The following is a 24,563-nucleotide window of genomic DNA, read 5'->3' on the forward strand; positions in this document are numbered from 1 at the left end:
GGCGCAAAAAGCAATCTAAAGCGTAGATCAGCGTCAACTACTTTTTCGGCCAGCAATATTTCGGGCGGTTTTTGCCGCGAGCGGCAAATGCTTAAACACGCTCACCCCAGAGGGCAAGCGCCTGTCAGCGGCCTGGGAAGCCCGGCGGCATCATACCTTTCATGCCGCGCATCATCTTCGCCATTCCGCCTTTCTTCATCTTTTTCATCATGCGCTGCATTTCGTCGAACTGCTTCAACAAGCGGTTTACGTCCTGCACCTGCATACCGGACCCCATCGCAATGCGACGCTTGCGCGAGCCTTTGATGATTTCCGGTTTGGCGCGCTCTTTCAGCGTCATCGAGTTGATGATTGCTTCCATACGCACCAGAACCTTGTCGTCCATTTGCGATTTCACATTGTCCGGCAGTTGGCCGGCGCCAGGCAGTTTGCTCAGCATGCTGGCCATACCGCCCATGTTACGCATCTGCTTCAGCTGTTCCAGGAAGTCGGTCAGATCGAAACCGTCGCCTTTCTTCAGCTTGTTAGCCAGTTTCTCCGCCTGCTCGCGGTCAACTTTGCTTTCGATATCTTCGATCAGCGACAGCACATCGCCCATGCCGAGAATGCGTGATGCCACGCGGTCCGGATGGAAGGGCTCCAGCGCTTCGGTCTTCTCGCCCACACCAAGGAACTTGATCGGCTTGCCCGTGATGTGACGGATAGACAACGCGGCACCGCCGCGCGCATCACCGTCGACCTTGGTCAGTACCACACCGGTCAGCGGCAACGCTTCATTAAAGGCCTTGGCGGTGTTGGCAGCATCCTGGCCAGTCATGGCGTCGACCACAAACAGGGTTTCCACCGGCTTGATCGCCGCGTGAACCTGCTTAATCTCGTCCATCATCGCTTCGTCAACGTGCAAACGACCGGCGGTATCGACGATCAGTACGTCGTAGAACTTCAGCTTGGCCTGTTGCAGTGCACGGTTAACGATGTCGATCGGTTTTTCTTTGACATCAGACGGGAAGAAGTCGATACCGACGCTTTCCGCCAGGGTTTCCAGCTGTTTGATCGCCGCAGGGCGATAAACGTCGGCGGAAACCACCAAAACCTTTTTCTTCTGTTTTTCTTTCAGGAACTTACCAAGCTTGGCGACGCTGGTGGTTTTACCGGCACCTTGCAGGCCCGCCATCAGCACCACTGCCGGCGGTTGCGCCGCCAGGTTCAGCTCGGTGTTCACTTCGCCCATCGCGGCAATCAGCTCGCTCTTGACGATCTTGACGAACTCTTGCCCCGGCGTCAGGCTTTTGTTGACTTCATGGCCTACCGCGCTCTCTTTCACGCGGTTGATAAAGTCCCGCACGACCGGTAGAGCAACGTCCGCTTCCAGCAATGCCATGCGCACTTCACGCAGGGTTTCCTTGATATTTTCTTCGGTCAGCCGCCCACGGCCGCTGATATTGCGCAGGGTGCGCGACAAACGATCGGTTAAATTTTCAAACATCGTCTCATGCTCAACGTGTAATGACAGGCCGCTCTGGCGACATAATTGCGGCGATTATAACACGAAGCGTAGAGGATCTCTGCCTCAGCGTTGGAGATCGGTTGGAGTGGGACGCGCTCGACGCTATACTGACAATCCAATTCACCACGTCGAAGCAAAATTAAACGCTATGCCAGTTTTCTCCATTGTGGCTTTGATCGCCTACCTGCTCAGCCTTGGACTGATTATTCCCAGCTTGCTGCGGAAGAACAGCGCATACCGTCGGCTTGCTCTCGTCTCGGCGGTGGTGGCGCTAATTTGTCACGCCATCGCACTTCAGCAGCGTATCTTTGACGTCAGCGCCGGGCAAAATCTCAGCTTGCTGAACATAGGTTCGATAGTCAGCTTGATCATCTGCTCGGTCATGACCTTCGTGGCTTCGCGCGACCGCGGCTGGTTCCTGCTGCCTATCGTTTACAGCTTTGCGATGATCAACCTGGCCTTCGCCAGCTTTATGCCGGGTGAGTTTATTACGCATCTGGAAGCCAGCCCGGAACTGATGGTACATATCGGCCTGGCGCTGTTCTCCTACGCTACGCTGATCATTGCCGCGCTGTATGCGCTGCAACTGGCCTGGCTGGATTACCTGCTGAAAAACAAAAAGCTGTCTTTCAGCGCCGATATGCCGCCGCTGATGAGCATCGAACGCAAGATGTTCCACATCACCCAGATTGGCGTCGTGTTGCTCACGCTCACGCTGTGCACCGGGCTGCTTTATATGGATAACCTGTTCAGCAAAGAGAACGTGCACAAAGCCGTGTTGTCCATCATGGCGTGGTTTGTGTATATCGTCTTGCTGTGGGGCCATTATCACGAAGGCTGGCGCGGTCGCCGCGTCGTTTGGTTCAGCTTTGCCGGTGCCTTCCTGCTCACGCTCGCCTACTTTGGCAGCCGTCTGATTCAGCAAGTGATGGTTCGCTAAGCTCTCAGGCACTCTTTCTCCATACATAAGGAATACCGCGTTGGAGCACGTTTCGACAGGGAGCCTGATCATTATCCTGGTGGTCATGATTGTGGTTTCCGCTTACTTCTCAGCATCCGAAACCGGCATGATGACGCTGAACCGCTATCGTCTGCGTCATCTCTCCAAGCAGGGCAACCGCTCCGCCCGCCGGGTCGAAAAGCTGCTGCAAAAACCGGATCGTCTGATAGGCCTGGTGCTGATTGGCAATAACCTGGTCAACATTCTGGCTTCGGCGCTGGCCACCATTGTCGGCATGCGCCTGTATGGCGATTTAGGCGTTGCCATCGCCACCGGCGTCCTGACCTTCGCCGTGCTGCTGTTCGCCGAGGTGCTGCCAAAAACCTTTGCCGCCCTGTATCCGGAACGCATTGCATTCCCCAGCAGCTTCTTGCTGGCACCGCTGCAAAAGGTGATGTTCCCGCTGGTGTGGCTGCTCAATGGTATCACCACGCTGATTTTACGGCTGTTCGGCATTCGCACCAATGTGCGGATCAGCGACGCGGTCAGCAAGGACGAGCTGCGCACCATTGTGAAGGAATCTCACTCGCAGATTTCTCGCCGTAATCAGGACATGCTGATCTCGGTGTTGGATCTGGAGAAGGTGACGGTCGATGACATCATGGTGCCACGCAATGAGATTGTCGGCATCGATGTCAACGACGACTGGAAGTCGATCATGCGTCAGCTAACTCACTCCCCACACGGTCGTATCGTGCTTTACCGCACCTCGCTGGATGATGCCATCGGCATGCTGCGGGTACGTGAAGCCTACCGCCTGATGACCGAGAAGAAAGAGTTCAACAAAGAGAACCTGCTGCGCGCCGCCGACGAAATTTACTATGTGCCTGAAGGTACGCCGCTGAACGTCCAACTTGTGAAGTTCCAACGCAACAAAGAGAAAGTCGGCATCGTGGTCGATGAATACGGTGATATTCAGGGGCTGGTGACGGTCGAGGATATCCTGGAGGAGATCGTCGGCGATTTCACCACGTCCATGTCGCCAACGCTGGCAGAAGAGGTAAATCCGCAAAGTGACGGCTCCGTTCTGATCGACGGCACTGCCAACGTGCGCGAGTTAAACAAGGCATTCAACTGGACGTTGCCGGCCACCGATGCGCGTACCATCAACGGCATGCTTTTGGAGGAGCTGGAAGAGATCCCGGAAGTCGGCATCCGAGTCCGCATCGGCCATTACGACATCAGTATCCTCGACGTGCAGGACAATATGATCAAACAGGTACGCGTCACGCCGATCAAATCGCTGCAGTCCAGCGTTCAGCAACACTGACCGCCCGCCAGAAAGGAAAAAAGACGCGAAAATCGCGTCTTTTTTTATCGCTGTAGCCCGATGGCGAACTAGATGTGCAGTTCCTGCAGCTTCTCTTTCGGCAGCGCCAGCTCTTCGTTGTGGTTCACTACGACGTCATGGTCAAGAATGTGCTTCGCGATTTCCTGCGCTTCTTCCAGCGAGTGCATATGGTAAGTCCCGCACTGGAATTCATTCAACTCAGGAATTTTACGCTGGTCAGTCACTTTCAGCACGTCGGCCATCGCCGCTTTCCACGCATCGGCAACACGCTGCTCTTCCGGCACGCCAATCAGGCTCATGTAGAAACCGGTGCGGCATCCCATTGGGGAGATATCGATAATCTCGACGCCCTGACCATTCAGGTGGTCACGCATAAAGCCGGCAAACAGGTGTTCCAGCGTATGAATGCCGCGCTCTGGCATCACTTCCAGGTTCGGTCGACAGAAGCGCAGATCGAACACGGTGATGGTATCGCCATGAGGAGTTTTCATGGTTTTCGCGACGCGGACAGCCGGGGCTGCCATGCGGGTATGGTCTACGGTGAAGCTATCCAGCAGTGGCATTTCGTTACCTCCTCGTAAAAGAGTATTTATTTCGAAACTTTTTTATCTAACCAGGAAACCTTTTCCAACCCAGCGAGTCTGAGTATGTGAAAGACGCGCATTTGTTATCATCATCCCTGTCATCAGAGATGCATATTTGGCCACATTGATGTGGCCTTTTCTTTTTTTAGCCCCCGCCGTGTTGCTTCAGGAACTCTTCAAAGCTTAGCGTATCACTGGCTTCTATGTTGCTTTGACGCTGCCACGACGCTTTCTGCTCTTGTGCCAATTCAGCTTCCGTCAAAATCTCCAACGGCTCCTCCGTCAGCATCTGACGATACTGTTCAGCCAGCTGCAGGCCCACACGCCCCGTCCCCTCTTCCTTCATGGCCTTCAGGATACGAGCGGAAAACGTCAAATCAGGATCGTCAAACGCCGCGACCAGTTCGTCACACACTTGTTGATACTGGCGATCGCCGGCTTCGCTATCCAACACTTCCGCCACACGACGCAGATCGTCAAACAGCGCTTTACCCACCTTGGCCAACGGCTCGCGGCTATCGTCACACCCGATGCCAATGGTTTGGCCCGGCTTGCGCCCTTCCAGGATCACCCGGTTCCAGTTCTTGCGCGTACACAGCAATTCATCGCTGCTCATCTCTGGCGCATCGGCCAGCACGCACCACACCAGGAACAGGTCCAGGAAACGCGCCTGAACCGCATCCACACCGATAGGCGAGAACGGGTTGATGTCCAGCGAGCGAACCTCAATGTATTCGATACCGCCACGCAGAAGCGCATCTGACGGTGTCTCGCCACTTTTGGTCACACGCTTCGGCCGGATTGGCACATAGAGTTCGTTTTCGATCTGCAACACGTTACTGTTCAGTTGCAGATAACGATCGCCATCCTTCACGCCCAGTTTGGCAAACTCTTCGGAAGGCGTGACAATCGCTCGCTTCAGGCCTTCAACATAGCTTTGCAGGTCGTTGAAGGTGATACCCAAATTGCTCTGAGATTTATTGGTATAGCCCAGGTCACTCAACCGCAGCGAGGTGGCATACGGCAGATAACACATGCCCTGCTCGGTACGCTCGAAAGGCAACGAGGTTTCACGCCCTTTCAGGAACGAGGAACAGATTGCCGGCGAGGCGCCGAACAGATACGGGATCACCCAGCCAAAACGGTAATAGTTACGGATCAGGCGGAAATAGCCCGCCGAAATCTGTTCTTTGCCGCTTTCGGCATCTTTAACGCCGGCCCATGCCTGCCAGAATTCCAGCGGTAATGAGAAATTGTAGTGCACGCCTGAAATGGTCTGCATCAGCGCACCGTAGCGGTTCTTCAACCCTTCGCGGTACAGCGTTTTCATGCGGCCAATGTTCGACGAACCAAACTGTGCCAGCTCAATGTCTTGCTCGGCTTCAATAAAGCACGGCATGCTGAGTGGCCACATACGCTCATCACCCAGATTACGCGCTACGTAACGATGAATATCACGCAAGAACGTCAGCATGTGATCGAGGTTATCGTCAACCGGCGTAATAAACTCTAACAGCGCCTCAGCAAAGTCTGTGGTTATCCAATGGTGCGTTAATGCCGCCCCCAGTTTCTCCGGATGTCCGGTTGTTGCCAGCGTTCCGTCTTCGGTAACACGCAGCGTTTCACGCTCAATGCCGCGACGGATGCCTTTTAATGCATGGGGATGGGCTTCCAACCAAGAAAGCGCCTGGGATACGTCCGGGATCAAATTGACCTCCCGCTTCTAAAAACAATAACTCGTAAGCATACTGAATCTGCACCCGAGAGAATATTGAGTTATATTCACGTCGTTAATGCCACCAGGCCATTCCCTGTAACGTTATCATAGTCAAAATGATGTAACGCAGCGCCTTTCCGATACACAGAAACAGCGCGACAGGGCCCCAGGGCATGCGCAGCCAGCCTGCCAACACGCACAACAAATCGCCCACTACCGGTACCCAACTGAGCAATAGCGCAGCCGGGCCAAAGCGTTGCATCCACCCGAGCGCTGTATCCAGCCCTCGCTGCGGTTTCAACGCCGGTAACAGGCGCCCGATAATGACATTGGTCAGCCCGCCAAGGGTATTCCCCAAGGTCGCGGCCAACACCAGCAACTCTGGTGAGGCACGGCTGTTGGTCAGCAAGGCGACCAAAACAATTTCTGAATTTCCCGGCAGCAACGTCGCACTGAGGAAACTGCTGCCGAATAACGACATGACTGCCAGCGTACTACTCACAGCGTACGGACGTCTACCACGGACATATTGGCGCTTTTCGCGGCCTGAATACCGAAGTCTGCGTCTTCAAACACCACGCATTTCTCCGGTGGCACGCCAATCAGTTCGGCGCAGCGCAGGAAGGTATCCGGCTCCGGCTTGTGGCGTTGCACGTCATCGGCACCCACAATCGCATCGAAACAGTGGAGCAGGCCCAGATGGCGCAGCAGGGTTTCTGCCATTCGGTGCTCACTGCCGGTGCCCACCGCCATTGGGCGGCGGCCATGATAAGTTTTGACTACCTCGATCAACGGCAATGGACGCACGCTGTCCAACAGCATCGCTTCTACCGCGCGGGTTTTCTCTGCAGCCAACTGATGGGGATCGAGATCGGCTTGATGGCTGGCAAGGATCGCCTGGGCAATGCGCCAGGTCGGAGAACCGCTCAACGCCACCATCGCCGCCTCATCAAACGTCATACCGTAACGGGACAGTACCTCGTGCCACGCCTTGCGGTGCGTCGGCTCGGTATCGAGAATGGTGCCGTCCATGTCGAAAATAAGACCCTGATAGCGGTCGTACATCGTTACTCCATGATCGTTGAGGAAAGAAAACTACTTTAGCGTAAAGCCGGAGGGTTGTCGCTGATCGCGTAATAGCGGAATGTGCTGTGCGGGAGAGTGAAGGGCCGGGGGGTCAATAGCCTATACCTGGAGCCAGAAAGCGAAAAACCCGCCGAAGCGGGTTTTTCTTTAGATGGTGCATCCAGGAGGATTCGAACCTCCGACCGCTCGGTTCGTAGCCGAGTACTCTATCCAGCTGAGCTATGGATGCATTACTAATTTTTGGTTTGTCTGCTTGAAGAAACAAGTGCGACAGAAAGAATGGTGCATCCAGGAGGATTCGAACCTCCGACCGCTCGGTTCGTAGCCGAGTACTCTATCCAGCTGAGCTATGGATGCACAGGAATTCTTTTTTGATACCGTATGGTACGTTGTTACTACCCCACCATACTGCAAAATATGGTGCATCCAGGAGGATTCGAACCTCCGACCGCTCGGTTCGTAGCCGAGTACTCTATCCAGCTGAGCTATGGATGCAAATGGCGGTGAGGCGGGGATTCGAACCCCGGATGCAGCTTTTGACCGCATACTCCCTTAGCAGGGGAGCGCCTTCAGCCTCTCGGCCACCTCACCATACGCTTCTTTCGAATTGTGCCTAACTTGCTTTGGAGAAGCTCATCGGCACTGCGTGGCGCACATATTACTTTCTCCGACTTTTAAGTCAAACAATTTTTCCCAACTCATGCGCGTTTGCACAATTCCCACTCAACATGGGCGATTTCACGGCAAAAAGAGTGTTTTATCAACAGGCAACCACAGCGAAATAGCAAACAAAGTCAGGGAGGCGGCAAAAAGATTTAATCGGAGAAGTCAGGAAAGGAACGGTGATGGGCACAAAAAAGCGCAGTAGCGTCTCGCTGAGCAACGAGACGCTGCTTCGAAATCAGTAAGTCGTCTGTTGAGACTTCTCTGCCTGAATGCGCTGATAGATTTCTTCGCGGTGAACTGACACCTCTTTGGGGGCATTCACACCAATACGAACCTGGTTGCCCTTGACCCCTAGCACTGTGACCGTGACCTCATCGCCAATCATGAGGGTTTCACCAACTCGACGAGTCAGAATTAACATTCTTTGCTCCTTGAAAGATTAAAAGAGTCGGGTCTCTCAGTTTCCCCGTCATTATCCATCATATGCTGTGAAAACGTAAGCCATGTAACCCACAATAAGTGTAAGCAGACTTGGTCTCACCTCAGATAATGATAAGTTTAGCCGACCTGAAAAACTTTGTTCCCGTAATTGTAACCAAATTGTGTTAGCACAGTTTAAAAACGCCATAATCAGCAATGAGTTATGGCGTTTATAAGTGCTATTTATTTATATTCACAGTTTCGAGGCCACCCAGGCTTCTACGCTGTCTAGTGCCGCCGGCAGGGCACTGACGTCGGTCCCCCCTGCCTGCGCCATATCAGGGCGTCCGCCCCCTTTACCGCCAACCTGCTGCGCTACGTTGCCGATCAACTCGCCGGCTTTCACCCGGTCGGTCAGATCTTTGGTCACGCCGGCAATCAGGCTCACCTTATCATCGGCCGTGGTGGCCAGCACGATAATCGCGGAACCCAGTTGATTTTTCAGATCATCAACCATGGTACGCAACATTTTTGGCTCGACGTTATCAAGCTGGCTGACCAACAGCGGGACGCCGTTAACCATTTTCGCCTTGCTGGACAATGAAGCGCTCTCCTGCGCCGCCTGCTGATCCTTCAACTGCTGCAGTTCTTTTTCCAACGCGCGAGTGCGATCGAGTACCGCACGCACTTTGTCCGTCAGGTTGTTGTTATCCCCTTTCACCAGGTGCGCAACGTCCTGCAACAAATCATTTTGCTGATGCAGGGTAGCAATCGCGCCTTCACCGGTAACGGCTTCAATACGACGAATACCCGCAGCGGTACCTGATTCGCTCAGAATGCGGAACAGGCCGATATCACCGGTACGGCTGGCATGGGTGCCGCCGCACAGTTCGGTCGAGAAGTCTCCCATGGTCAGTACGCGCACGTTATCGTCGTACTTCTCGCCGAACAACGCCATAGCGCCCTTCTCTTTGGCATCATCCAGCGCCATGACTTCGGTTTGTACCGGCAGGTTACGACGTATCTGCTGGTTCACCAAGTCTTCTACAAGGCGGATTTGCTCCGGCTTCATCGCTTCAAAATGCGAGAAGTCGAAACGCAGGTATTTATCGTTAACCAACGATCCCTTCTGTGCCACATGCTCACCCAGCGTCTGACGCAGTGCAGCGTGCAGCAGGTGAGTTGCGGAGTGATTCAGACGGATGCGATTGCGGCGAACGGTGTCGATCTGCGCATCAACGCGGTCCTTCACCTTCAAAGAACCTTGAACCAGCTTGCCCTGATGACCGATAGCCTGGCCATATTTCTGGGTATCGCTCACTTCAAAATCAGCGCCGGCGGCTTTCAGCACGCCTTTATCGCCAACCTGACCACCGGATTCACCGTAGAACGGGGTTTCATCCAGCACCACTACGGCTTCTTCACCGGCGTGGATCTCATTGACCGACTGACCGTCGCGGAACAGCGCGATCACGGTTGATTGTTGCTGCTCGTGGTCATACCCACTGAACTGGCTGGCGCCATCAACGCGGATCATGCTGTTATAGTCTGCGCCGAAACCGCTGGACTCACGTGCACGACGACGTTGTGCTTCCATAGCCAGCTCAAAACCGGCCTCATCCACTTTCAGGCCACGTTCACGGCACACGTCCGCAGTCAGATCGACCGGGAAACCGTAGGTGTCGTAAAGACGGAAGGCCGTTTCACCATCCAGGGTATCGCCCTGCAGGTTAGCCAGCTCTTCGTCCAGCAGCGTCAAACCACGCTCCAGGGTACGAGCAAACTGGTCTTCTTCCGTTTTCAGCACTTGCTCAACCAAAGACTGTTGGCGCTTCAGTTCGTCAGCGGCCGGCCCCATCACTTCAATCAACGGAGCAACCAGCTTGTAGAAGAAGCTGTCTTTCGCACCCAGCATGTTGCCATGGCGGACTGCACGGCGAATGATGCGGCGCAGCACGTAACCACGGCCTTCGTTTGACGGCGTAACGCCATCGGACACCAGGAAAGCACAGGAACGGATATGGTCGGCAATAACGCGCAAGGATTTGTTATCCAAATCAACTGCACCGGTCACCTTGGCCACTGCCGCGATCAGCGTACTGAACAAGTCGATTTCATAGTTGGAGTTCACATGCTGCAGAACTGCCGCAATACGTTCCAGGCCCATACCGGTATCTACCGATGGCTTTGGCAGCGGCAGCATGGTGCCGTCGGATTGACGGTTGAACTGCATGAAAACGATGTTCCAGATCTCAATGTAACGATCGCCGTCCTCTTCCAGGCTACCCGGTGGGCCACCCCAGATATGATCGCCATGATCGTAGAAAATCTCGGTGCACGGACCGCACGGGCCGGTGTCACCCATCTGCCAGAAGTTGTCAGAGGCAAAGGCTGCGCCTTTATTGTCGCCAATACGGATAATGCGCTCTGCCGGCACACCAATCTGCTTCTGCCAGATGTCGAAAGCTTCGTCATCGGTTTCATAGACGGTCACCCACAGCCTTTCTTTCGGCAGGTTAAACCAGTTTTCACCGGTCAGCAGTTCCCAGGCGAAGCTGATGGCGTCATGTTTGAAATAGTCGCCGAAACTGAAGTTGCCCAGCATTTCAAAGAAGGTATGGTGACGTGCGGTATAACCGACGTTCTCCAGATCGTTATGCTTACCGCCCGCACGCACGCAACGCTGTGAGGTGGTGGCTCGGGAATAGGCGCGCTTGTCCAGCCCCAGGAAAACATCTTTAAATTGGTTCATGCCGGCATTGGTAAACAGCAATGTCGGATCATTGTTAGGCACCAGGGAGCTGCTTGCTACAACCTGGTGGCCCTTACTATGAAAGAAATCGAGAAACGCTTGACGGATCTCAGCGGTGCTCTTGCTCATAATTTTCCCGGAAAGGCTAGAATAACGACACGTGAGCAAGATACGCGACATCCTGACGATGGCATCTAACTCACGAACAAAAAGTGGGGATAAGATAAATTTTCTTCAAGGGGAAGTAAAACCCCGTGTGCGTTCATTGCGCAAAATCACGGTAAATTGACTGAATTTCTTCCTGGAAGAAGCCACGATAGAGCAGATAACGCTGCACTTTTGCTTTCTCTTTCCAGTCCGTTGGCAGTTTGTCGCCAAATTTACGCTGAGCAACCTGTTTAGCCTGCTCACACCAGTCGATATCACAGTCTGCCAGCGCCGCCTGCGTCAGCTCTTTGTCCACGCCCTTTTGCATCAGTTCCGAGCGGATGCGCTGCGCACCATAACCTTTACGGCTGCGGCTACCGATGTAGCTGCGGGCAAAGCGTTGATCGTCCAACCAATTGTGTTGATAGCAATAGGCGATCACCTGTTCGATAACGGCAGGATCAATAGGTTCTTCGGAAGACGGAGCAGGTGCAGAGGAGGGAGACGTTTTGCCGCCAAATCTGGCTTTCGCCATAAATGGCTGCGCCGCAAGCTTGCGGCGCAGTTCAGCTTCACTATGATCGCGTTGCGACAGCAGGCGCATGGCACGGCTTAGCAAGTCATTCATTATTCAAGCCTGATGTAGTCGACGCCCGTAAACCCATAACGGCGTTCACAGGCGTCAGCAGCGATTAAAACTCTTCGCTGGTTTCAGCTTCGTCATCGAAGCCTTCGTTGGTTGCCGCAACCAGTTCACCGTTGCTGTGCAGCAGCAGGTCACGCAGTTTCTTGTCCAACTCGGCGGCAACCGCCGGGTTCTCTTTCAGGAAGTTACAGGCATTTGCCTTACCCTGACCGATTTTATCGCCATTGTAGCTGTACCAGGCACCGGCTTTCTCGATCATCTTGTGCTTCACGCCCAGATCGACCAGTTCGCCGCGGCTGTTGATACCTTCACCGTACAGGATTTGGAATTCTGCCTGTTTGAACGGCGCAGCAATTTTGTTTTTGACGACTTTCACGCGGGTTTCACTGCCGACGACTTCATCGCCTTCTTTCACCGCGCCGATGCGGCGGATATCCAGACGGACGGAAGCGTAGAATTTCAGTGCGTTACCACCAGTAGTGGTTTCCGGGTTACCGAACATCACACCGATTTTCATACGGATCTGGTTGATGAAGATCAACAGCGTGTTGGCGTTTTTCAGGTTACCGGCCAGCTTACGCATCGCCTGGCTCATCATACGTGCCGCCAGGCCCATGTGTGAGTCACCGATTTCACCTTCGATTTCCGCTTTCGGCGTCAAGGCCGCCACGGAGTCAACGATGATCACGTCAACCGCGCCAGAACGGGTTAAGGCATCACAGATTTCCAACGCCTGCTCACCGGTGTCCGGCTGGGAACACAGCAGGTTGTCGATATCAACGCCCAGCTTCTTCGCATAAATTGGATCCAGCGCGTGCTCGGCATCGATAAAGGCACAGGTTTTGCCTTCGCGCTGCGCCGCAGCGATAACCTGCAGCGTCAGGGTGGTTTTACCGGAAGATTCCGGACCATAGATTTCAACGATACGGCCCATTGGCAGGCCGCCTGCACCCAGTGCGATATCAAGTGACAGCGAGCCGGTAGAGATCGTTTCTACGTCCATAGAACGGTCTTCACCCAGACGCATGATGGAGCCTTTGCCGAACTGTTTCTCAATCTGGCCCAGTGCCGCAGCTAGCGCCTTTTGCTTGTTCTCATCAATAGCCATTGTTGCTCCTTCGTTACGCAATGTCGGTGTTACCCCACACTGCCACTGAATGTATGTTGTGCAGGAAATGTCACTAATTATACTGTATGGTCATACAGTATCAAGCCTAATTTCACAAAAATTCGTCAAGGGCGGTTTGCAGCGCGAAAATCGTCGCCTGAAGCCGCACCGCATCACGATCGCCGGAAAATTGCATCTTTTTCGCCAGCACGCGTCCTGAGGATTCGGCAAAACCAAACCAGACCGTACCCACCGGTTTTTCCACGCTGCCACCGTCCGGTCCGGCAATGCCGCTGACCGACAGCGCCAGGTTGGCCCGAGCCGCATGCAAAGCCCCCAGAGCCATCTCGCGCACCACCTCTTCGCTTACGGCACCATGGGCATTCAGGGTGGCTTCCGCCACGCCTAACAGCTCATGCTTCGCCGTATTGCTGTAGGTGACAAAACCGCGGTCGAAATAGGCAGAGCTGCCGGCAATATCGGTGATGGCCTTGGCGATAGCGCCCCCGGTGCAAGATTCTGCGCAGGTGATCCACTGGCCATTGGCCTTCAGTTTTTCCCCTACTGCAACGCTGAGTTTACGCAGTTGCTGTTCACTCATAACCTCTCCTTAGCGAATCAGGTATATGCGCCCGATAGTAGCATTTATCAAGCTTATCTGACGCGGCGATGACAGAAATGCGCGACGCTTCGCAGCCGATGCGGTGTTAAGCCTTAACCCAAACTGCTAGTATCGAATGTAGCGTTCGGGTTAATGAGCGGCGTTTTATCAAGAGGGATCTCACAGGGTTTTTTTTGCCGCCGGCATGGCCAGCCCATGGCAAACCAGGATAAAAGATTAGGATGATAGAGTGAAAAAAACGTTAGGCGTCTTCTTTCCGTTGTATACCACCACCCTGCTGATGCTGCTGGGTTCAGGGTTACTCACCACCTACATCTCCCTGCGTTTAACCTCTATTCACGTGACCGGCGCGTTGATCGGCGCGATTATTGCCGCCAACTACATCGGTTTGGTGATCGGCGGCAAGGTCGGCCATTTTCTGATTGCTCGCGTCGGCCATATCCGCGCTTACGTTTCCTGCGCCGGCATTATTACCGCGGCGGTGCTTGGGCATGGCCTGACGGAATACATTCCCGTGTGGGTGGTGCTGCGGCTGATTATCGGCCTGTGCATGATGTGTCAGTTCATGGTGCTGGAAAGCTGGCTGAACGATCAGTCGGAATCCAATCAGCGCGGGATGGTCTTCGGCTTCTATATGGCTGCCACCTATTTGGGCATGTCGTTAGGTCAGGTGGTGCTGATGCTGCAAACCAACCTCGGCATTACCACTCTGCTGGTGATCGCCCTGTGCTTTGCGCTTTGCCTGGTGCCTATCGCCCTGACTACCCGCACCAATGCACGTCATATGTCACCGGCACCGATGGAGCTACGCTATTTTATCGGCGCCATCCCCAAGGTGCTGGCGACCACGCTGGTCATCGGCATGGTGGTGGGATCTTTCTACGGGCTGGCTCCGGTTTATGCCAGCATGCAGGCACTGACCACCCAGCAGACCGGCCTGTTTATGGCGATATCGATCTTCGCCGGACTGGTGGCGCAATTCCCGCTCAGTTGGCTGTCGGATCGCTATAACCGTACGCTGTTGATGCGCATCAACGCCATTTTATTGATCGTGGCCGCGCTACCGTTGGCACTGGTGCCGCACATTGATTTCCCAGTGCTATTGGTGGTGGGCTTTATCGTCAGCATGCTGCAGTTTACGCTGTATCCCTTGGTGGTTGCCCTGGCGAACGATTTGATAGAGCCGGAGCGGCGCGTCTCGTTAGCCGCCTGTTTGCTGATGGCCTTCGGCGTGGGCGCCAGTGTCGGCCCCCTGGCGGTCGGCGCGCTGATAGAGCCGCTGGGCGGGAATACGCTGTATGCCTTCTTTGCACTCTGTGGTGTGCTGCTGGTGGCCTTCAGCCGGACGGTAAAACAGGACGAATCGCAGTTTGTGCAGGATGCGCCCTTGCCGCATATTCCCCTGCCGGACAGCCTGACCAGTTCTCCGCTCTCGCCGGCGCTGAACCCAACCTTTGATGAACAGATTATCCACGACACCATGCCACCACCGGAGGCGGCCCCCTATCCGATAGAACCGCAGGCCAGCGAAGCGTCGGGCGAGGAAGAAGCGGAGCCCCCCGTTCCGCAGGGCGCCGATCCTGATGAAGATACCGGGCTGAAAAAGGCCCACTCAATGCTTTAAGCGGGCCATCGCGGTATCCGATGGGCTTGTCACAGATCGAGGAAAGATCCCAGACGGTAACCGCGTTCCGCGATGGCGTTCTTCATGCCTGGCGAAGTCAGAACGTCCACTTCGGCAAGCCGTGGGTAGCAATATTTGCTCGCTAAAATCGTGTTATCCAGAAACGCCGGGTGGCACATCATCTCCACCGACTTGGCACCACGTTGATCGGCACGATCGAGCACCTGTAAAAACAGCGCTTCGGATATCGTTTCGCCATAAAAACCCGCATCAAACCACTCGGTACTGCGGTCATACCGTAATGGAATATCTTGTTGCTCAACTTCCTGGCGCCCAATGCGCAGCGGGATCGAGCGGGACTGTGCAAACGCCTCCACCAGCGGGTAAATCTGCGGCAGCATATGCACGTGGTGGTGGCTGTCGATATGCGTCGGCGCTTTGCCAAACACTGCCACGAACCTGTCGTATTGGCTCACCAACTCATCATGGATTTCGTCCAGGCTCAGCAACTCGGACTCTGCCCTTTCCCATAACCACTTGCCCAGTTCTCCGCGTTCGTTGACCAGCGAAGGCATGGCCGTCAACGGATGCCCGTGAGTCAGCACAAAGTGCAGGCCGATCTGCAGCCCAGGATAAAGCCGGCTGAGGCTGGCGGCATGCCGTACGTCCGGGCTGTTCACCATTGCCGTGGTTGAAGTGACCACCCCATAGTGAAACGCCTCAATCACCCCATAGTTCTGTCCCTTGCTCAGACCAAAATCGTCGGCATTCACTATCAGTAACTTTTCCATTTTGGCACCCATTTAACAAATTTTTGGCAAGGGAATACCGTCCGTCAGGTACGGCAATTCCCCTTCGCTTAAGCAAAGAAATTTATTTCATCAGGCTATTGGCGGCCTGAAAGGCATTCGGAATATCGGCGTTAATGCTTATCGGGATCGGCCCTAAACAGGGCCGTAGAACTTTTTTCGGTAATTCCCCGGCGTCACTTCAGTGAGTCTTTTAAAGTTTTTAATAAACAGGCTCACGTCGCCATAGCCGGAATCGAAGGCAATATCCGAAACCGAATAGTTGGTGACTTCAAGCTGCGTTTTGGCAAAGTTGATGCGAATTTCATTAATCACCTGCATCGGCGTTTTATGGTAATAGCGCCGCATCGCCCGGGTCAGGTACTCCTGCGTTTTTCCCGACAGCTCCACCATATTGAGCAGCGCCTTTTCACCAAACATGGCTTTATCATGCATGCCGGCCAGGGTGTTTTTCAGCCACTGCGGGATATCGTCCCCCTCGCCGCTCTCTTCCTTGTAGTGACGAATGCGGCTGATGATATAAAAGGTCAGCGTTTCCAGGAATTCGGCAAAGTCATCCTCGCGAAACTGCGGGGAACCCACCACCGACTCGATGTAGGCGAGGAATTCATTCTTCAGGCTATAGGCCTGGGAAGCGACAAAACAGCGTGGCAATTGTTGCAAATAGTTCTCTTCGAAGAACACCTTGCCAACCGCCACATTGAAGATTTTCGCGGCGCCGAACTCATAAAAGCTCTGATGGCGCGAACCAATGGGGATAAAGACAAAATCGCCCCGTTCCAGCAGCACGCGCTTGCCGTTGATCTCCTGATAACATTTGCCGCTCAGGACGATGGTGAACTCGTAGTAGTCGTGCTGATGCAGCCCAGTGGCGCTTTCCACCTTGTTATAAATAAACAAATGGAAATCTTTGCAGTTAAAGAAATCCTGCTCCCGTATCAGCTTAACGTCGTTCGCATTCAGCGAAACCAGGCTCTCAGACATCGCATGCGCTCCCGTTAATCAAAGCCGTTCTGCCGGGCCGTCTCGGCAAACCAATAGCCACTTTTCTTCAGCGTGCGCTGTTGGCTCTCCCGCTCGAGCCGAACTAACCCGTAGCGATTCTTGTAGGCATTAAGCCAGGACCAGCAGTCGATAAAGGTCCACAAATGATAACCTTTGCAGTTGGAACCCTCCGACAGCGCCTGATGCAGCCATTTCAGATGATCGCGGATAAAGTCGATTCGATAATCGTCCTCCACCCGCCCAGTAGGGCCGATAAAAGCCTCTTCACCCTCTACGCCCATGCCGTTTTCTGAAATATAGCAGGGAATGTTGCCGTAGTTTTCCTTCAGATCCATCAGGATGTCATACAGCCCTTTTTCATAGATTTCCCAACCCCGATGCGGATTGATCTTGCGGCCAGGCATGTCGTAATAGCTGAACAGATCTTCCGGCATCGTCACGGGTGCGTCGGCCCGGTAGCCTTCTTTCGCTTTAACCCTGCGCGGTTGATAGTAATTGACGCCCAGAATATCCACCACGCCGTCGGCAATCAGCTGTGCGTCCTCCGGTACCGTTTGTGGCAATAAATCATTGGCCCGCAGTATATCCACCAGATCTTGCGGATAACGCCCTTTGGTCACAGGATCGAGGAAGCTTTTGTTCAGCAACAGATCCGCATGATGGGCGGCCACGCCATCTTCCCGGCTGTTCGAACGAGGGTAAGTCGGGCTCAGGTTCAAAATAATGCCAATCGCACCTTGATGGCCCAGCGCCCTGAACGCCTTCACCGCTTTGGCATGGGCCAGCACGCTGTGGTAAGCCACCGCGACGGCCCTTTTAAAATCAACCACGCAAGGATAATGCAGGTCATTCAGATAGCCCGCTTCGACCGGCACAATCGGCTCGTTAAAAGTAAACCAATGAGTGACGCGATCGCCGAACAGGCTGAAACAGGTTTTGGCGTAGCGGGCGTAGGCTTCCACCACCGCCCGGCTTTCCCAGCCGCCTTTTCGCTGCATGCACATAGGCATGTCAAAATGGTAAAGGTTGATAAACGGCGTAATGCCCTCAGCCAGCAGGCCATCGATAAGCGCGTTATAGAAAGCGACGGCTTTTGGGTTCACCTCGCCTTCCCCATCCGGGATCAACCGTGACCAGGAGATGGAGGTTCTGAAGGTGTTATGTCCAAGCTTTTTTAACAGCAGGATGTCTTGCTGGAAATGGTCATAAAAGGTGGATGCCTCGGACGGACCGACCTGATGATGAAAGCGTTCTGGCGCAATGTCATACCAGTAATCGAAGATGTTCTGACTTTTGCCATCCCGTGCAGAGGCCCCTTCCGACTGCGGCGCAGAGGTCGCGCTTCCCCACCAGAAATCATCAGCAAATTGATATTTCATCCAAACGCCCCTAAAACCGGGGCAGCAACGGCTGCCCCGGACTGACAGTTAGAATTTCAGCGCCTTGGCGATGTCTTCTTCGCTTTCGGTAGCCTGATCGATCTGGCTCTGCGCCTTGTTGGAAATCATCACAAACGGCAGGTAAATCAAGGTCGCCACGCCCAGGTTGAAGAAGCTCAGCAACATGGCAACGATACTGCCGTTGGTGTTGAAGAACGCCCCCAGGCCCACCGGCATGGTCCAGGGCGCAATGTTGGTGATCGGCGGGATCATTCCGGTGTAGTAGGCCACCGTGGTGATGATCGTCAATACCGGTTGAACCAGGATGAACGGGATAAACATCACCGGGTTCATGATCACCGGCAGGCCGAACAGGATAGGTTCGTTGATCTGGAAGATGCCCGACGGGGTAGCCAGCTTGGCGACCTGACGATAGTCTTCACGGCGCGAGGCGATAAAGATGGCGATAATCAGCCCCAGCGTAGACCCGGTTCCCCCCAGATAGATATAGGAGTCGACGAAAGGCTTCGCCCACATGTGGAACTCTTTGCCGGCGGCAACGGCGGCTTCGACCGAACCATACTTGTTGTAAAGCTCTACGTTTTCCAGCGCGAATGGCGTCATGATGCCGCTGTCCAGTGCGGCTAGCGCCATAGAGCCATGCACCCCGAAGAACCACAGCAGCGAGGAGAACATCACATACACCCAGCCGACCACGCTGCCCATTTTCGCCAGCGGAGCCGAGATGCTGTCCATGATGATCTGGTGGAAGTTGGTTCCCCACAACGTCAGGCAATAGGCAATCACGCCCATGATCGACAGGATCAGGAAGCCGGGGATCAGTGCGGAGAACGAGCGAGATACGGAAGAAGGTACGCTGTCAGGCAGGCTGATGACCCAGTTGCGGCGCACCACAAAGGTAAACATCTCCGCCACCACCAGGCCGATCACCATGCCGGAAATGATGTTGGCGCCGCCAAGCCAGTTAGCACCGACGGCATAAGCCTCTCCGACGCTGAACGGCGTTACCGTCATAAAGGCGGCAACCGCCAGCAGCGCGGCCGCCAGCGGGTCAACCTTACGTTCCTCCGCTAAAGCCATACTGATAAAGAAGGGCGTCATCAGGGACATAATCCCCAGGGTGCCGTTATAAACGCTGCCACCGATGGTCTTCAGGCTGTTTAGCGTTTCAATGGTGGACGCATCCAGCCGTACCCCCAATGAAAAGAAGAACGAGCCTTCGCCGAAACTGAGGAATACGTTGTTGATCAGAACGAACATCGCCCCGGTCAACGTCAGCGGCATTAATCGAATGAACCCGTTTTTGATGGCATTAACATGGGGCTGTTTACCAATTTTCACGGCAAAAGGCAGTATGACCTTTTCCAACGAGGCAATTAACGTATTCACGGCAGACCCCTTTATTGGTTAGCTTTTTTTATGGTGGCGACCGCGGCCTTCAACACCCCAAGGCCATCGAGCTTGCCGTATAAAGCGGAGTCGATCACTTCGACGGGCTTATTAGGCAACTGTTTTTGTACTTCGGCTAACGTATAGGCAATCTGTGGCCCCAGCAGGATCAAATCTGCCTCAGCGCCCTTTTCTGCGGCCAGCGCCTCAGGATAAGCGGCAATGATCACCGGCACCTCGTACTTCTCGGCCTGCGCCTTCATTTTTGAAACCAGCAGGGAAGTCGACATACCGGCAGAACAAAACAGATAGATTTTTTTCTTTTCCATACCCAATCCCTCAAGATAATCAAAAAAGCCCCGTGTCATTTGTTTGCCAGATGCAATAGCGATTGCCTCACGCACTTTCCTTATGAAAATTTCCGTTGCTCTGCCCTGGTTGAGAACAGTATACGGAGGCATCGGAGCGGACCGGTAAGCTGTCGACAGAGAGAACCGTCTCTCCTTGACCTTCCCGATTGACCCTCTTCACATTTTGCATAAAAAATTAGTGTGACCGGGCTCACAAACAACCTTAAATTATCGAATAAATTCATCGAAAATAAATAAATACCAATTATAAACAATATGTTATAAACATGCAGAGTATTTATGGATTATTCTTATCGCGGGATCGTGCTGTGGGGGATAAGTGAGCAGAAAATAGTTCGCCCTTGATGAGAACCGGTCACCAAGGGCTGGCGTAAAGACCGACGAAAAAGCGGCGGGAATGAGAGTTTTTTTGAACCGGCAAGATTGGCTAACGGGCAAGCATTACTCTTCGTCATGGCCTGTCTGGCTGGGATAGCGCACCACATTAATGACGGTAGACAATGCCACCGAGTGGTTTCTGCGATTCGGGTAATAGAGATAAAAGCCAGGGAACGGCGCGCACCACTCAGCCATAACTTGCTCCAGACGTCCCGCGGCAAGGTGCTCGCGCACTTCCTGCTCTATCGCGAAGGCGATACCGGCATGGGTTAATGCGGCTTGCAGCATCAGCCTGGCATCATCAAGCACCAGCGGGCTGTTCACCGTCACCGAAAGCATTTGGTCACCTTTTTTAAAATGCCATTTGTGGAGCTCGCCCGAAGCAATCTTGCGCCATCCGATACAACGATGATTCAGCAAATCTTCGGGATGCTCAGGCCTGCCATAGCGCTGAAAATATTCAGGCGTGGCGACGATGGCAAACCGCAAATCCGGCGTAACCCGTACGGCTCGCATATCGTTATGCAGGTCTTCACCAAGCCTGATGCCCGCATCGAAGCCTTGTTCCACAATATTGGCAAACCCCTCCTCCGCCACAATTTCCAGCGTAATACCGGGATAATCGCGCGCCAGGCGCCCCAAATGCGGTACCAGCACCAGCTCAATGGCCGTTCGGGGGGCATTGATCCTGACCAGCCCCTGGGGTTGGTCGCGAAAGCCATTCAAGCCTTCCAAAGCGGTATCGATGTCCGTAAACGCCGGCGCCAGCTTCGCCAACAAATGCTCACCCGCCTCGGTCGTCGACACATTACGCGTGGTTCGATTCAACAAACGAATGCCGACCTGAGCCTCCAGCTCGCGCATGGTGTGGCTAAGGGTGGGTGGCGTCACACCAAGCCTGGCTGCGGCTCGCCTGAAACTGCGTTCTTTGGCAATAGCCACAAAGGCCACCAGCCCTGACAGGTCGGTTTTTTTCATTAGATTGATATAAATAATTTAATAGTGAGATGAATTTTTAACGGATAGTTATCCATATGGCAACAACATAGCATGGTGAAGTGTTCAATTACCCGGTATTAACGCCATGACTCAATATGCTGATTCAGTACAAACGCCGCTGCGCAAACGTCTGCAAGAAAAAGTCGTTCTGGTCACCGGAGGGGGCACCGGCATCGGGCGCGCCGCCGTCCTGGCCTATGCCCGTGAAGGCGCCAAAGTGGTGCTGGCCGGGCGGCGTTGGGCAGAAATCGAGGCCACCCGGCTCGACGTGATCAAAGAGGGCGGCGACGCGCTGGCCGTGGTGGCGGACATTACGCAGGAAGAGGATATCCGCCGCCTGCTCGCCACGGTGACGGCTCACTACGGGCGGCTGGATATCGCCTTCAACAATGCCGGCATTCTCGGTAACTTCGTCCCCATTCATCAGCAAACCAGCGCGGATTTCGACGCGGTGATAGCCACCAATCTCCGGGGCGTGTGGCTCTCGATTAAATACCAGGTCGAAACATTTCTGTCGCAGAATTCAGGCGGCGTGATCGTCAACACTTCCTCCTGGCTAGCCAAAGGCGCGCTTGCCGGTTCATCAAGTTATTCCGCCAGCAAAGGGGCCCTCGATGCACTGATCCGTGCGGTAGCGCTTGAATATGGCGAAAAAGCTATCCGCATCAACAACATCAACCCCGGCATTATCGATACGCCGATGGCCCATAGCAGCATCTCTGATCCTTCCGCCTTCACGCCGTTCATCACCCACACGCCCGCTCAACGCCTCGGCCTGCCTGAAGATATCGCTGATGTCGCCGTGTGGCTTTCAACGGATGACGCCCGCTTTATTACCGGCCAAAGCCTGCTGGTCGACGGTGGCTACACCATCGCCGGAATGCGTTGAAAGGCAGGCATGCCGACCCTTAACCCGCACCTCAGAAGGAAAAATGATGAACTACGTTCGCCTTGGTAACAGTGGCCTGAAAGTTTCCCGACTCTGTCTGGGCTGCATGACCTATGGGGCTCCCGCCTGGCGGCCCTGGGTATTACCCGAAGCCCAAGCCCGCCCTTTTATCCGTGACGCGCTGGAAGCCGGAATTAACTTTTTCGATACCGCCAATATTTACTCCGCAGGCGAAAGCGAACGCATTCTCGGCCGTGCGTTGAAAGACTTTGCTCGCCGGGAGGATATGGTGATAGCCACCAAGGCGTTCTTCCCTACAAGCGAGCATCCCAACAGCCGCGGTCTGTCGCGCAAACATATCATTCAGAGCGTCGAAGCTTCTCTACAGCGTCTGGGGACGGACTATATAGACCTGTTCGTCATGCACCGCTTCGATGAGGAAACGCCGATTGAGGAAACGGCCGACACGCTCGATACCTTGGTGCGTGCCGGCAAGATCCGTTACCTCGGCGCGTCTTCCATGCATGCCTGGCGCTTTATGAAAATGCTGGATTTTCAGCGCCATAATAAATTGGCCCCCTTTATTTCCATGCAAAGTCAGTACAACCTGATCACGCGCGAAGATGAGCTGGATTTAATTCCGCTGTGTCAGGAGGAAGGTATCGGCCTTACGCCCTGGTCGCCGTTGGCTCGCGGCACGCTGGCCGGAGCAAAGGGATCCGGCACATTACGCGCCGAAACTGACGAACAAAGCCCACGTTGGTACGGCGGGAGAAGCGAAGTAGAGCAATCCATCCAGGCCGTCGAAAGCATCGCCGCCGTTCGGGGAGTGCCTACGGCTCAGGTATCCCTCGCCTGGCTGGTGTCCAAAACGGCGGTCGCGGCCCCCATTGTGGGCATGTCCAAATCGCACCATCTCCAGGATGCCCTTAAGGCACTGTCTCTCACGCTGTCCAGTCAGGAAATCGCATCGCTTGAAGCACCCATGAAAGAGCAAATTCGCCCTCCGCGTTGGTAACCCCCATCATCCAGAACAAGAGAGGCTTCATGTTAAACCTATTGAAATATCACCCTGCACGGGCCGCACTCACCGCCCTGGCGCTCGCCATGATGATGCCTGCGGTTTCCGCTTCCGCGACATCCATTGCAACCCCCGCCTGCACATCAACCAGCCTGAAGCTACCGCCTGGCGCGCGCTATCCAAATGGCATAGCCCGTGCCTCTGACGGAACGCTGTACGTGGGCTTGGTCACCAGTGGGCGTATCCTGCGCAAACGTCCGAACGAGAATTGGCAGACCTTCTTTGCCGGGGCCGACACCGTTTTCTCCTCAACCACCCTGAGGCTGGATGAACAGCATGGGCTGTTATGGGGAAACTCTCCCGATTTCCTGCCGGCGGGCCAAACCCGCCCTCACCGTATTTTCGCCCTCAATATCTCGGATGCCACGATCAATCGAAGTTTAACGCTGCCTGAGGGAGGAATGGGCAATGACCTGGTCGTCGGCAAAGATGGCACGGTGTACGTCACCGAAACCAAAGCGGGCAGCATCATGAGGTTACGCCCGGGCGAGAGCGAGTTTAAGATCATCTTTCGCGATCCACGCCTGGCCGATCCAAGTGGCCTCGGTGCCGCAGGTATTGTCCTGATAAACGATCGGAGCATGGCAATCAGCAACTTCGGCAGCGGGAAGCTCTATACCCTGAGCTATGGGGAACAAACGCCAAAGCTGTCTGAAATAGAGCTGCCACGCACCATCGAGAATCCGGACGGCATGGGATTAGCCCCGGACGGCGCGCTGATCGTACTCGAAAATGGCATTAAAAGCGGTCAGGGCAGGATCCTGCGGATTATGTCCCCCGGCACTGCGGGCATGCACGCTATTGAAGTGATTCGCGAAGGAATGGAGTCACCGGTCAATCTGGATATCACGCCGCAAGGCTGCGCTTTCGTCAGTGAATCGCGCATTCGTCACCGCCTGCTGCCCGGGCGTGCAGCCGAGGTGCCCGACAGCTTTCGCATCTATCAACTCCAACTGCCCCTCTCCACTGCGGACTGACACTTGCCCTTCCGGGCTTGCGGGAGAATAAGCTCCTCAAGCCCGTCAAAGGTGGAGGATTATGATCTTTCGCGAGCGGCGTCCTGTTCGCTGCA

General features: G+C 54.5%; 22 protein-coding genes and 4 tRNA genes. 6 read left to right on the forward strand and 20 right to left on the reverse strand.

All coding sequences use genetic code 11. The features are described from left to right. Nucleotides 1–124 precede the first annotated feature (124 nt). Nucleotides 125–1,486, reverse strand: coding sequence for a signal recognition particle protein (gene ffh, locus H5P17_RS18570; protein ID WP_020825290.1), 1,362 nt, complete (start codon nucleotides 1,484–1,486; stop codon nucleotides 125–127). A gap of 169 nt (nucleotides 1,487–1,655) precedes the next feature. Here ffh and H5P17_RS18575 point away from each other — a divergent pair, with 169 nt between their 5' ends. Together H5P17_RS18575 and H5P17_RS18580 are read left to right on the forward strand one after the other, a co-directional pair. Further along, a complete protein-coding gene (locus H5P17_RS18575; protein WP_020825289.1) occupies nucleotides 1,656–2,447 on the forward strand; it encodes an inner membrane protein YpjD in 792 nt (263 codons plus the stop codon). 40 nt (nucleotides 2,448–2,487) lie between these two features. Then, a complete protein-coding gene (locus H5P17_RS18580; RefSeq protein WP_182824507.1) occupies nucleotides 2,488–3,777 on the forward strand; it encodes an HlyC/CorC family transporter in 1,290 nt (429 codons plus the stop codon). A 68-nt stretch (nucleotides 3,778–3,845) separates the two neighbouring features. On the opposite strand, the gene luxS is transcribed toward H5P17_RS18580, so the two are convergent. The 13 genes from luxS to pncC all read right to left on the reverse strand — a co-directional run bounded on the left by luxS (nucleotide 3,846) and on the right by pncC (nucleotide 13,525). Further along, on the reverse strand, nucleotides 3,846–4,361 hold the full coding sequence (gene luxS / locus H5P17_RS18585) for an S-ribosylhomocysteine lyase (RefSeq protein WP_020825287.1): 516 nt from the start codon (nucleotides 4,359–4,361) through the stop codon (nucleotides 3,846–3,848). Between the two features lie 166 nt (nucleotides 4,362–4,527). Further along, entirely contained in the window at nucleotides 4,528–6,090 is a 1,563-nt protein-coding gene (gene gshA / locus H5P17_RS18590; protein ID WP_182824509.1) for a glutamate--cysteine ligase, read from the reverse strand. An 82-nt stretch (nucleotides 6,091–6,172) separates the two neighbouring features. After that, nucleotides 6,173–6,601, reverse strand: a complete 429-nt coding sequence (locus H5P17_RS18595; protein ID WP_044554245.1) for a YqaA family protein — start codon at nucleotides 6,599–6,601, stop codon at nucleotides 6,173–6,175. Beyond that, nucleotides 6,598–7,164 (reverse strand): fructose-1-phosphate/6-phosphogluconate phosphatase, encoded by a 567-nt coding sequence (gene yqaB / locus H5P17_RS18600; RefSeq protein ID WP_182824511.1) that lies wholly within the window; start codon nucleotides 7,162–7,164, stop codon nucleotides 6,598–6,600. Before yqaB ends, H5P17_RS18595 begins: the two co-directional genes overlap by 4 nt. Nucleotides 7,165–7,337: 173 nt before the next feature. Continuing rightward, nucleotides 7,338–7,414: transfer RNA gene (locus H5P17_RS18605), tRNA-Arg, on the reverse strand. A 51-nt stretch (nucleotides 7,415–7,465) separates the two neighbouring features. Continuing rightward, a tRNA-Arg gene (locus tag H5P17_RS18610) sits at nucleotides 7,466–7,542 on the reverse strand. 61 nt (nucleotides 7,543–7,603) lie between these two features. Then, nucleotides 7,604–7,680: transfer RNA gene (locus H5P17_RS18615), tRNA-Arg, on the reverse strand. Between the two features lie 3 nt (nucleotides 7,681–7,683). Next, nucleotides 7,684–7,776, reverse strand: a tRNA-Ser gene (locus tag H5P17_RS18620). 310 nt (nucleotides 7,777–8,086) lie between these two features. After that, entirely contained in the window at nucleotides 8,087–8,272 is a 186-nt protein-coding gene (gene csrA, locus H5P17_RS18625) for a carbon storage regulator CsrA (protein ID WP_004091602.1), read from the reverse strand. Between the two features lie 252 nt (nucleotides 8,273–8,524). Beyond that, a complete protein-coding gene (gene alaS / locus H5P17_RS18630; RefSeq protein ID WP_182824513.1) occupies nucleotides 8,525–11,152 on the reverse strand; it encodes an alanine--tRNA ligase in 2,628 nt (875 codons plus the stop codon). Nucleotides 11,153–11,285: 133 nt separating this feature from the next. Then, nucleotides 11,286–11,798, reverse strand: coding sequence for a recombination regulator RecX (gene recX / locus H5P17_RS18635; RefSeq protein ID WP_182824515.1), 513 nt, complete (start codon nucleotides 11,796–11,798; stop codon nucleotides 11,286–11,288). A 64-nt stretch (nucleotides 11,799–11,862) separates the two neighbouring features. Further along, complete coding sequence (gene recA / locus H5P17_RS18640) at nucleotides 11,863–12,924, reverse strand: recombinase RecA (RefSeq protein WP_044554241.1); 1,062 nt, start codon at nucleotides 12,922–12,924, stop codon at nucleotides 11,863–11,865. 112 nt (nucleotides 12,925–13,036) lie between these two features. Next, nucleotides 13,037–13,525, reverse strand: a complete 489-nt coding sequence (gene pncC / locus H5P17_RS18645; protein ID WP_182824516.1) for a nicotinamide-nucleotide amidase — start codon at nucleotides 13,523–13,525, stop codon at nucleotides 13,037–13,039. A gap of 250 nt (nucleotides 13,526–13,775) precedes the next feature. On the opposite strand from pncC, the gene H5P17_RS18650 reads away from it, so the two are divergent. Further along, nucleotides 13,776–15,170: an MFS transporter gene (locus H5P17_RS18650; RefSeq protein WP_182824518.1), complete on the forward strand. Its 1,395-nt coding sequence runs from the start codon at nucleotides 13,776–13,778 to the stop codon at nucleotides 15,168–15,170. 29 nt (nucleotides 15,171–15,199) lie between these two features. Here the strand turns inward: H5P17_RS18650 and chbG are convergent, their stop codons facing one another. The 6 genes from chbG to H5P17_RS18680 all read right to left on the reverse strand — a co-directional run bounded on the left by chbG (nucleotide 15,200) and on the right by H5P17_RS18680 (nucleotide 21,500). After that, on the reverse strand, nucleotides 15,200–15,961 hold the full coding sequence (gene chbG / locus H5P17_RS18655) for a chitin disaccharide deacetylase (protein ID WP_182824520.1): 762 nt from the start codon (nucleotides 15,959–15,961) through the stop codon (nucleotides 15,200–15,202). Nucleotides 15,962–16,114: 153 nt separating this feature from the next. Next, nucleotides 16,115–16,963 carry a transcriptional regulator ChbR gene (gene chbR, locus H5P17_RS18660; protein ID WP_044554237.1) on the reverse strand — a complete coding sequence of 283 codons (849 nt, stop codon included), beginning with the start codon at nucleotides 16,961–16,963 and terminating at the stop codon, nucleotides 16,115–16,117. A gap of 14 nt (nucleotides 16,964–16,977) precedes the next feature. Beyond that, complete coding sequence (locus tag H5P17_RS18665; RefSeq protein ID WP_182824522.1) at nucleotides 16,978–18,363, reverse strand: glycoside hydrolase family 1 protein; 1,386 nt, start codon at nucleotides 18,361–18,363, stop codon at nucleotides 16,978–16,980. A gap of 48 nt (nucleotides 18,364–18,411) precedes the next feature. Then, nucleotides 18,412–19,773: a PTS N,N'-diacetylchitobiose transporter subunit IIC gene (chbC, locus tag H5P17_RS18670; protein WP_020825275.1), complete on the reverse strand. Its 1,362-nt coding sequence runs from the start codon at nucleotides 19,771–19,773 to the stop codon at nucleotides 18,412–18,414. Nucleotides 19,774–19,784: 11 nt separating this feature from the next. Beyond that, entirely contained in the window at nucleotides 19,785–20,102 is a 318-nt protein-coding gene (locus tag H5P17_RS18675) for a PTS sugar transporter subunit IIB (protein WP_020825274.1), read from the reverse strand. A 483-nt stretch (nucleotides 20,103–20,585) separates the two neighbouring features. Further along, nucleotides 20,586–21,500 carry a LysR family transcriptional regulator gene (locus tag H5P17_RS18680; protein WP_182824524.1) on the reverse strand — a complete coding sequence of 305 codons (915 nt, stop codon included), beginning with the start codon at nucleotides 21,498–21,500 and terminating at the stop codon, nucleotides 20,586–20,588. 106 nt (nucleotides 21,501–21,606) lie between these two features. On the opposite strand from H5P17_RS18680, the gene H5P17_RS18685 reads away from it, so the two are divergent. Genes H5P17_RS18685 through H5P17_RS18695 form a run of 3 tightly spaced genes read left to right on the forward strand, consistent with a single transcriptional unit; the run spans nucleotide 21,607 to nucleotide 24,468 of the window. Continuing rightward, entirely contained in the window at nucleotides 21,607–22,410 is an 804-nt protein-coding gene (locus H5P17_RS18685; RefSeq protein WP_182824526.1) for an SDR family NAD(P)-dependent oxidoreductase, read from the forward strand. Nucleotides 22,411–22,456: 46 nt separating this feature from the next. Further along, nucleotides 22,457–23,428, forward strand: coding sequence for an aldo/keto reductase (locus H5P17_RS18690; RefSeq protein WP_182824562.1), 972 nt, complete (start codon nucleotides 22,457–22,459; stop codon nucleotides 23,426–23,428). 29 nt (nucleotides 23,429–23,457) lie between these two features. After that, nucleotides 23,458–24,468 (forward strand): hypothetical protein, encoded by a 1,011-nt coding sequence (locus H5P17_RS18695; protein WP_044554232.1) that lies wholly within the window; start codon nucleotides 23,458–23,460, stop codon nucleotides 24,466–24,468. The last annotated feature ends 95 nt before the right edge of the window (nucleotides 24,469–24,563 follow it).

It is taken from the genome of Serratia sp. OS31 (assembly GCF_014164835.1).
In the GTDB taxonomy this organism is placed as follows: domain Bacteria; phylum Pseudomonadota; class Gammaproteobacteria; order Enterobacterales; family Enterobacteriaceae; genus Serratia; species Serratia liquefaciens_A.

Excerpts from the sequence above, each read along its gene's own strand:
- H5P17_RS18695 (WP_044554232.1), top strand. The coding sequence starts at position 23,458 with ATGTTAAACCTATTGAAATATCACCCTGCACGGGCCGCACTCACCGCC.
- yqaB (WP_182824511.1), bottom strand. The coding sequence starts at position 7,164 with ATGTACGACCGCTATCAGGGTCTTATTTTCGACATGGACGGCACCATT.
- H5P17_RS18665 (WP_182824522.1), bottom strand. The coding sequence starts at position 18,363 with ATGAAATATCAATTTGCTGATGATTTCTGGTGGGGAAGCGCGACCTCT.
- H5P17_RS18690 (WP_182824562.1), top strand. The coding sequence starts at position 22,457 with ATGAACTACGTTCGCCTTGGTAACAGTGGCCTGAAAGTTTCCCGACTC.
- H5P17_RS18680 (WP_182824524.1), bottom strand. The coding sequence starts at position 21,500 with ATGAAAAAAACCGACCTGTCAGGGCTGGTGGCCTTTGTGGCTATTGCC.
- chbR (WP_044554237.1), bottom strand. The coding sequence starts at position 16,963 with ATGTCTGAGAGCCTGGTTTCGCTGAATGCGAACGACGTTAAGCTGATA.
- alaS (WP_182824513.1), bottom strand. The coding sequence starts at position 11,152 with ATGAGCAAGAGCACCGCTGAGATCCGTCAAGCGTTTCTCGATTTCTTT.
- H5P17_RS18575 (WP_020825289.1), top strand. The coding sequence starts at position 1,656 with ATGCCAGTTTTCTCCATTGTGGCTTTGATCGCCTACCTGCTCAGCCTT.
- recX (WP_182824515.1), bottom strand. The coding sequence starts at position 11,798 with ATGAATGACTTGCTAAGCCGTGCCATGCGCCTGCTGTCGCAACGCGAT.
- chbG (WP_182824520.1), bottom strand. The coding sequence starts at position 15,961 with ATGGAAAAGTTACTGATAGTGAATGCCGACGATTTTGGTCTGAGCAAG.
- H5P17_RS18675 (WP_020825274.1), bottom strand. The coding sequence starts at position 20,102 with ATGGAAAAGAAAAAAATCTATCTGTTTTGTTCTGCCGGTATGTCGACT.
- recA (WP_044554241.1), bottom strand. The coding sequence starts at position 12,924 with ATGGCTATTGATGAGAACAAGCAAAAGGCGCTAGCTGCGGCACTGGGC.
- H5P17_RS18685 (WP_182824526.1), top strand. The coding sequence starts at position 21,607 with ATGACTCAATATGCTGATTCAGTACAAACGCCGCTGCGCAAACGTCTG.
- ffh (WP_020825290.1), bottom strand. The coding sequence starts at position 1,486 with ATGTTTGAAAATTTAACCGATCGTTTGTCGCGCACCCTGCGCAATATC.
- pncC (WP_182824516.1), bottom strand. The coding sequence starts at position 13,525 with ATGAGTGAACAGCAACTGCGTAAACTCAGCGTTGCAGTAGGGGAAAAA.
- csrA (WP_004091602.1), bottom strand. The coding sequence starts at position 8,272 with ATGTTAATTCTGACTCGTCGAGTTGGTGAAACCCTCATGATTGGCGAT.
- luxS (WP_020825287.1), bottom strand. The coding sequence starts at position 4,361 with ATGCCACTGCTGGATAGCTTCACCGTAGACCATACCCGCATGGCAGCC.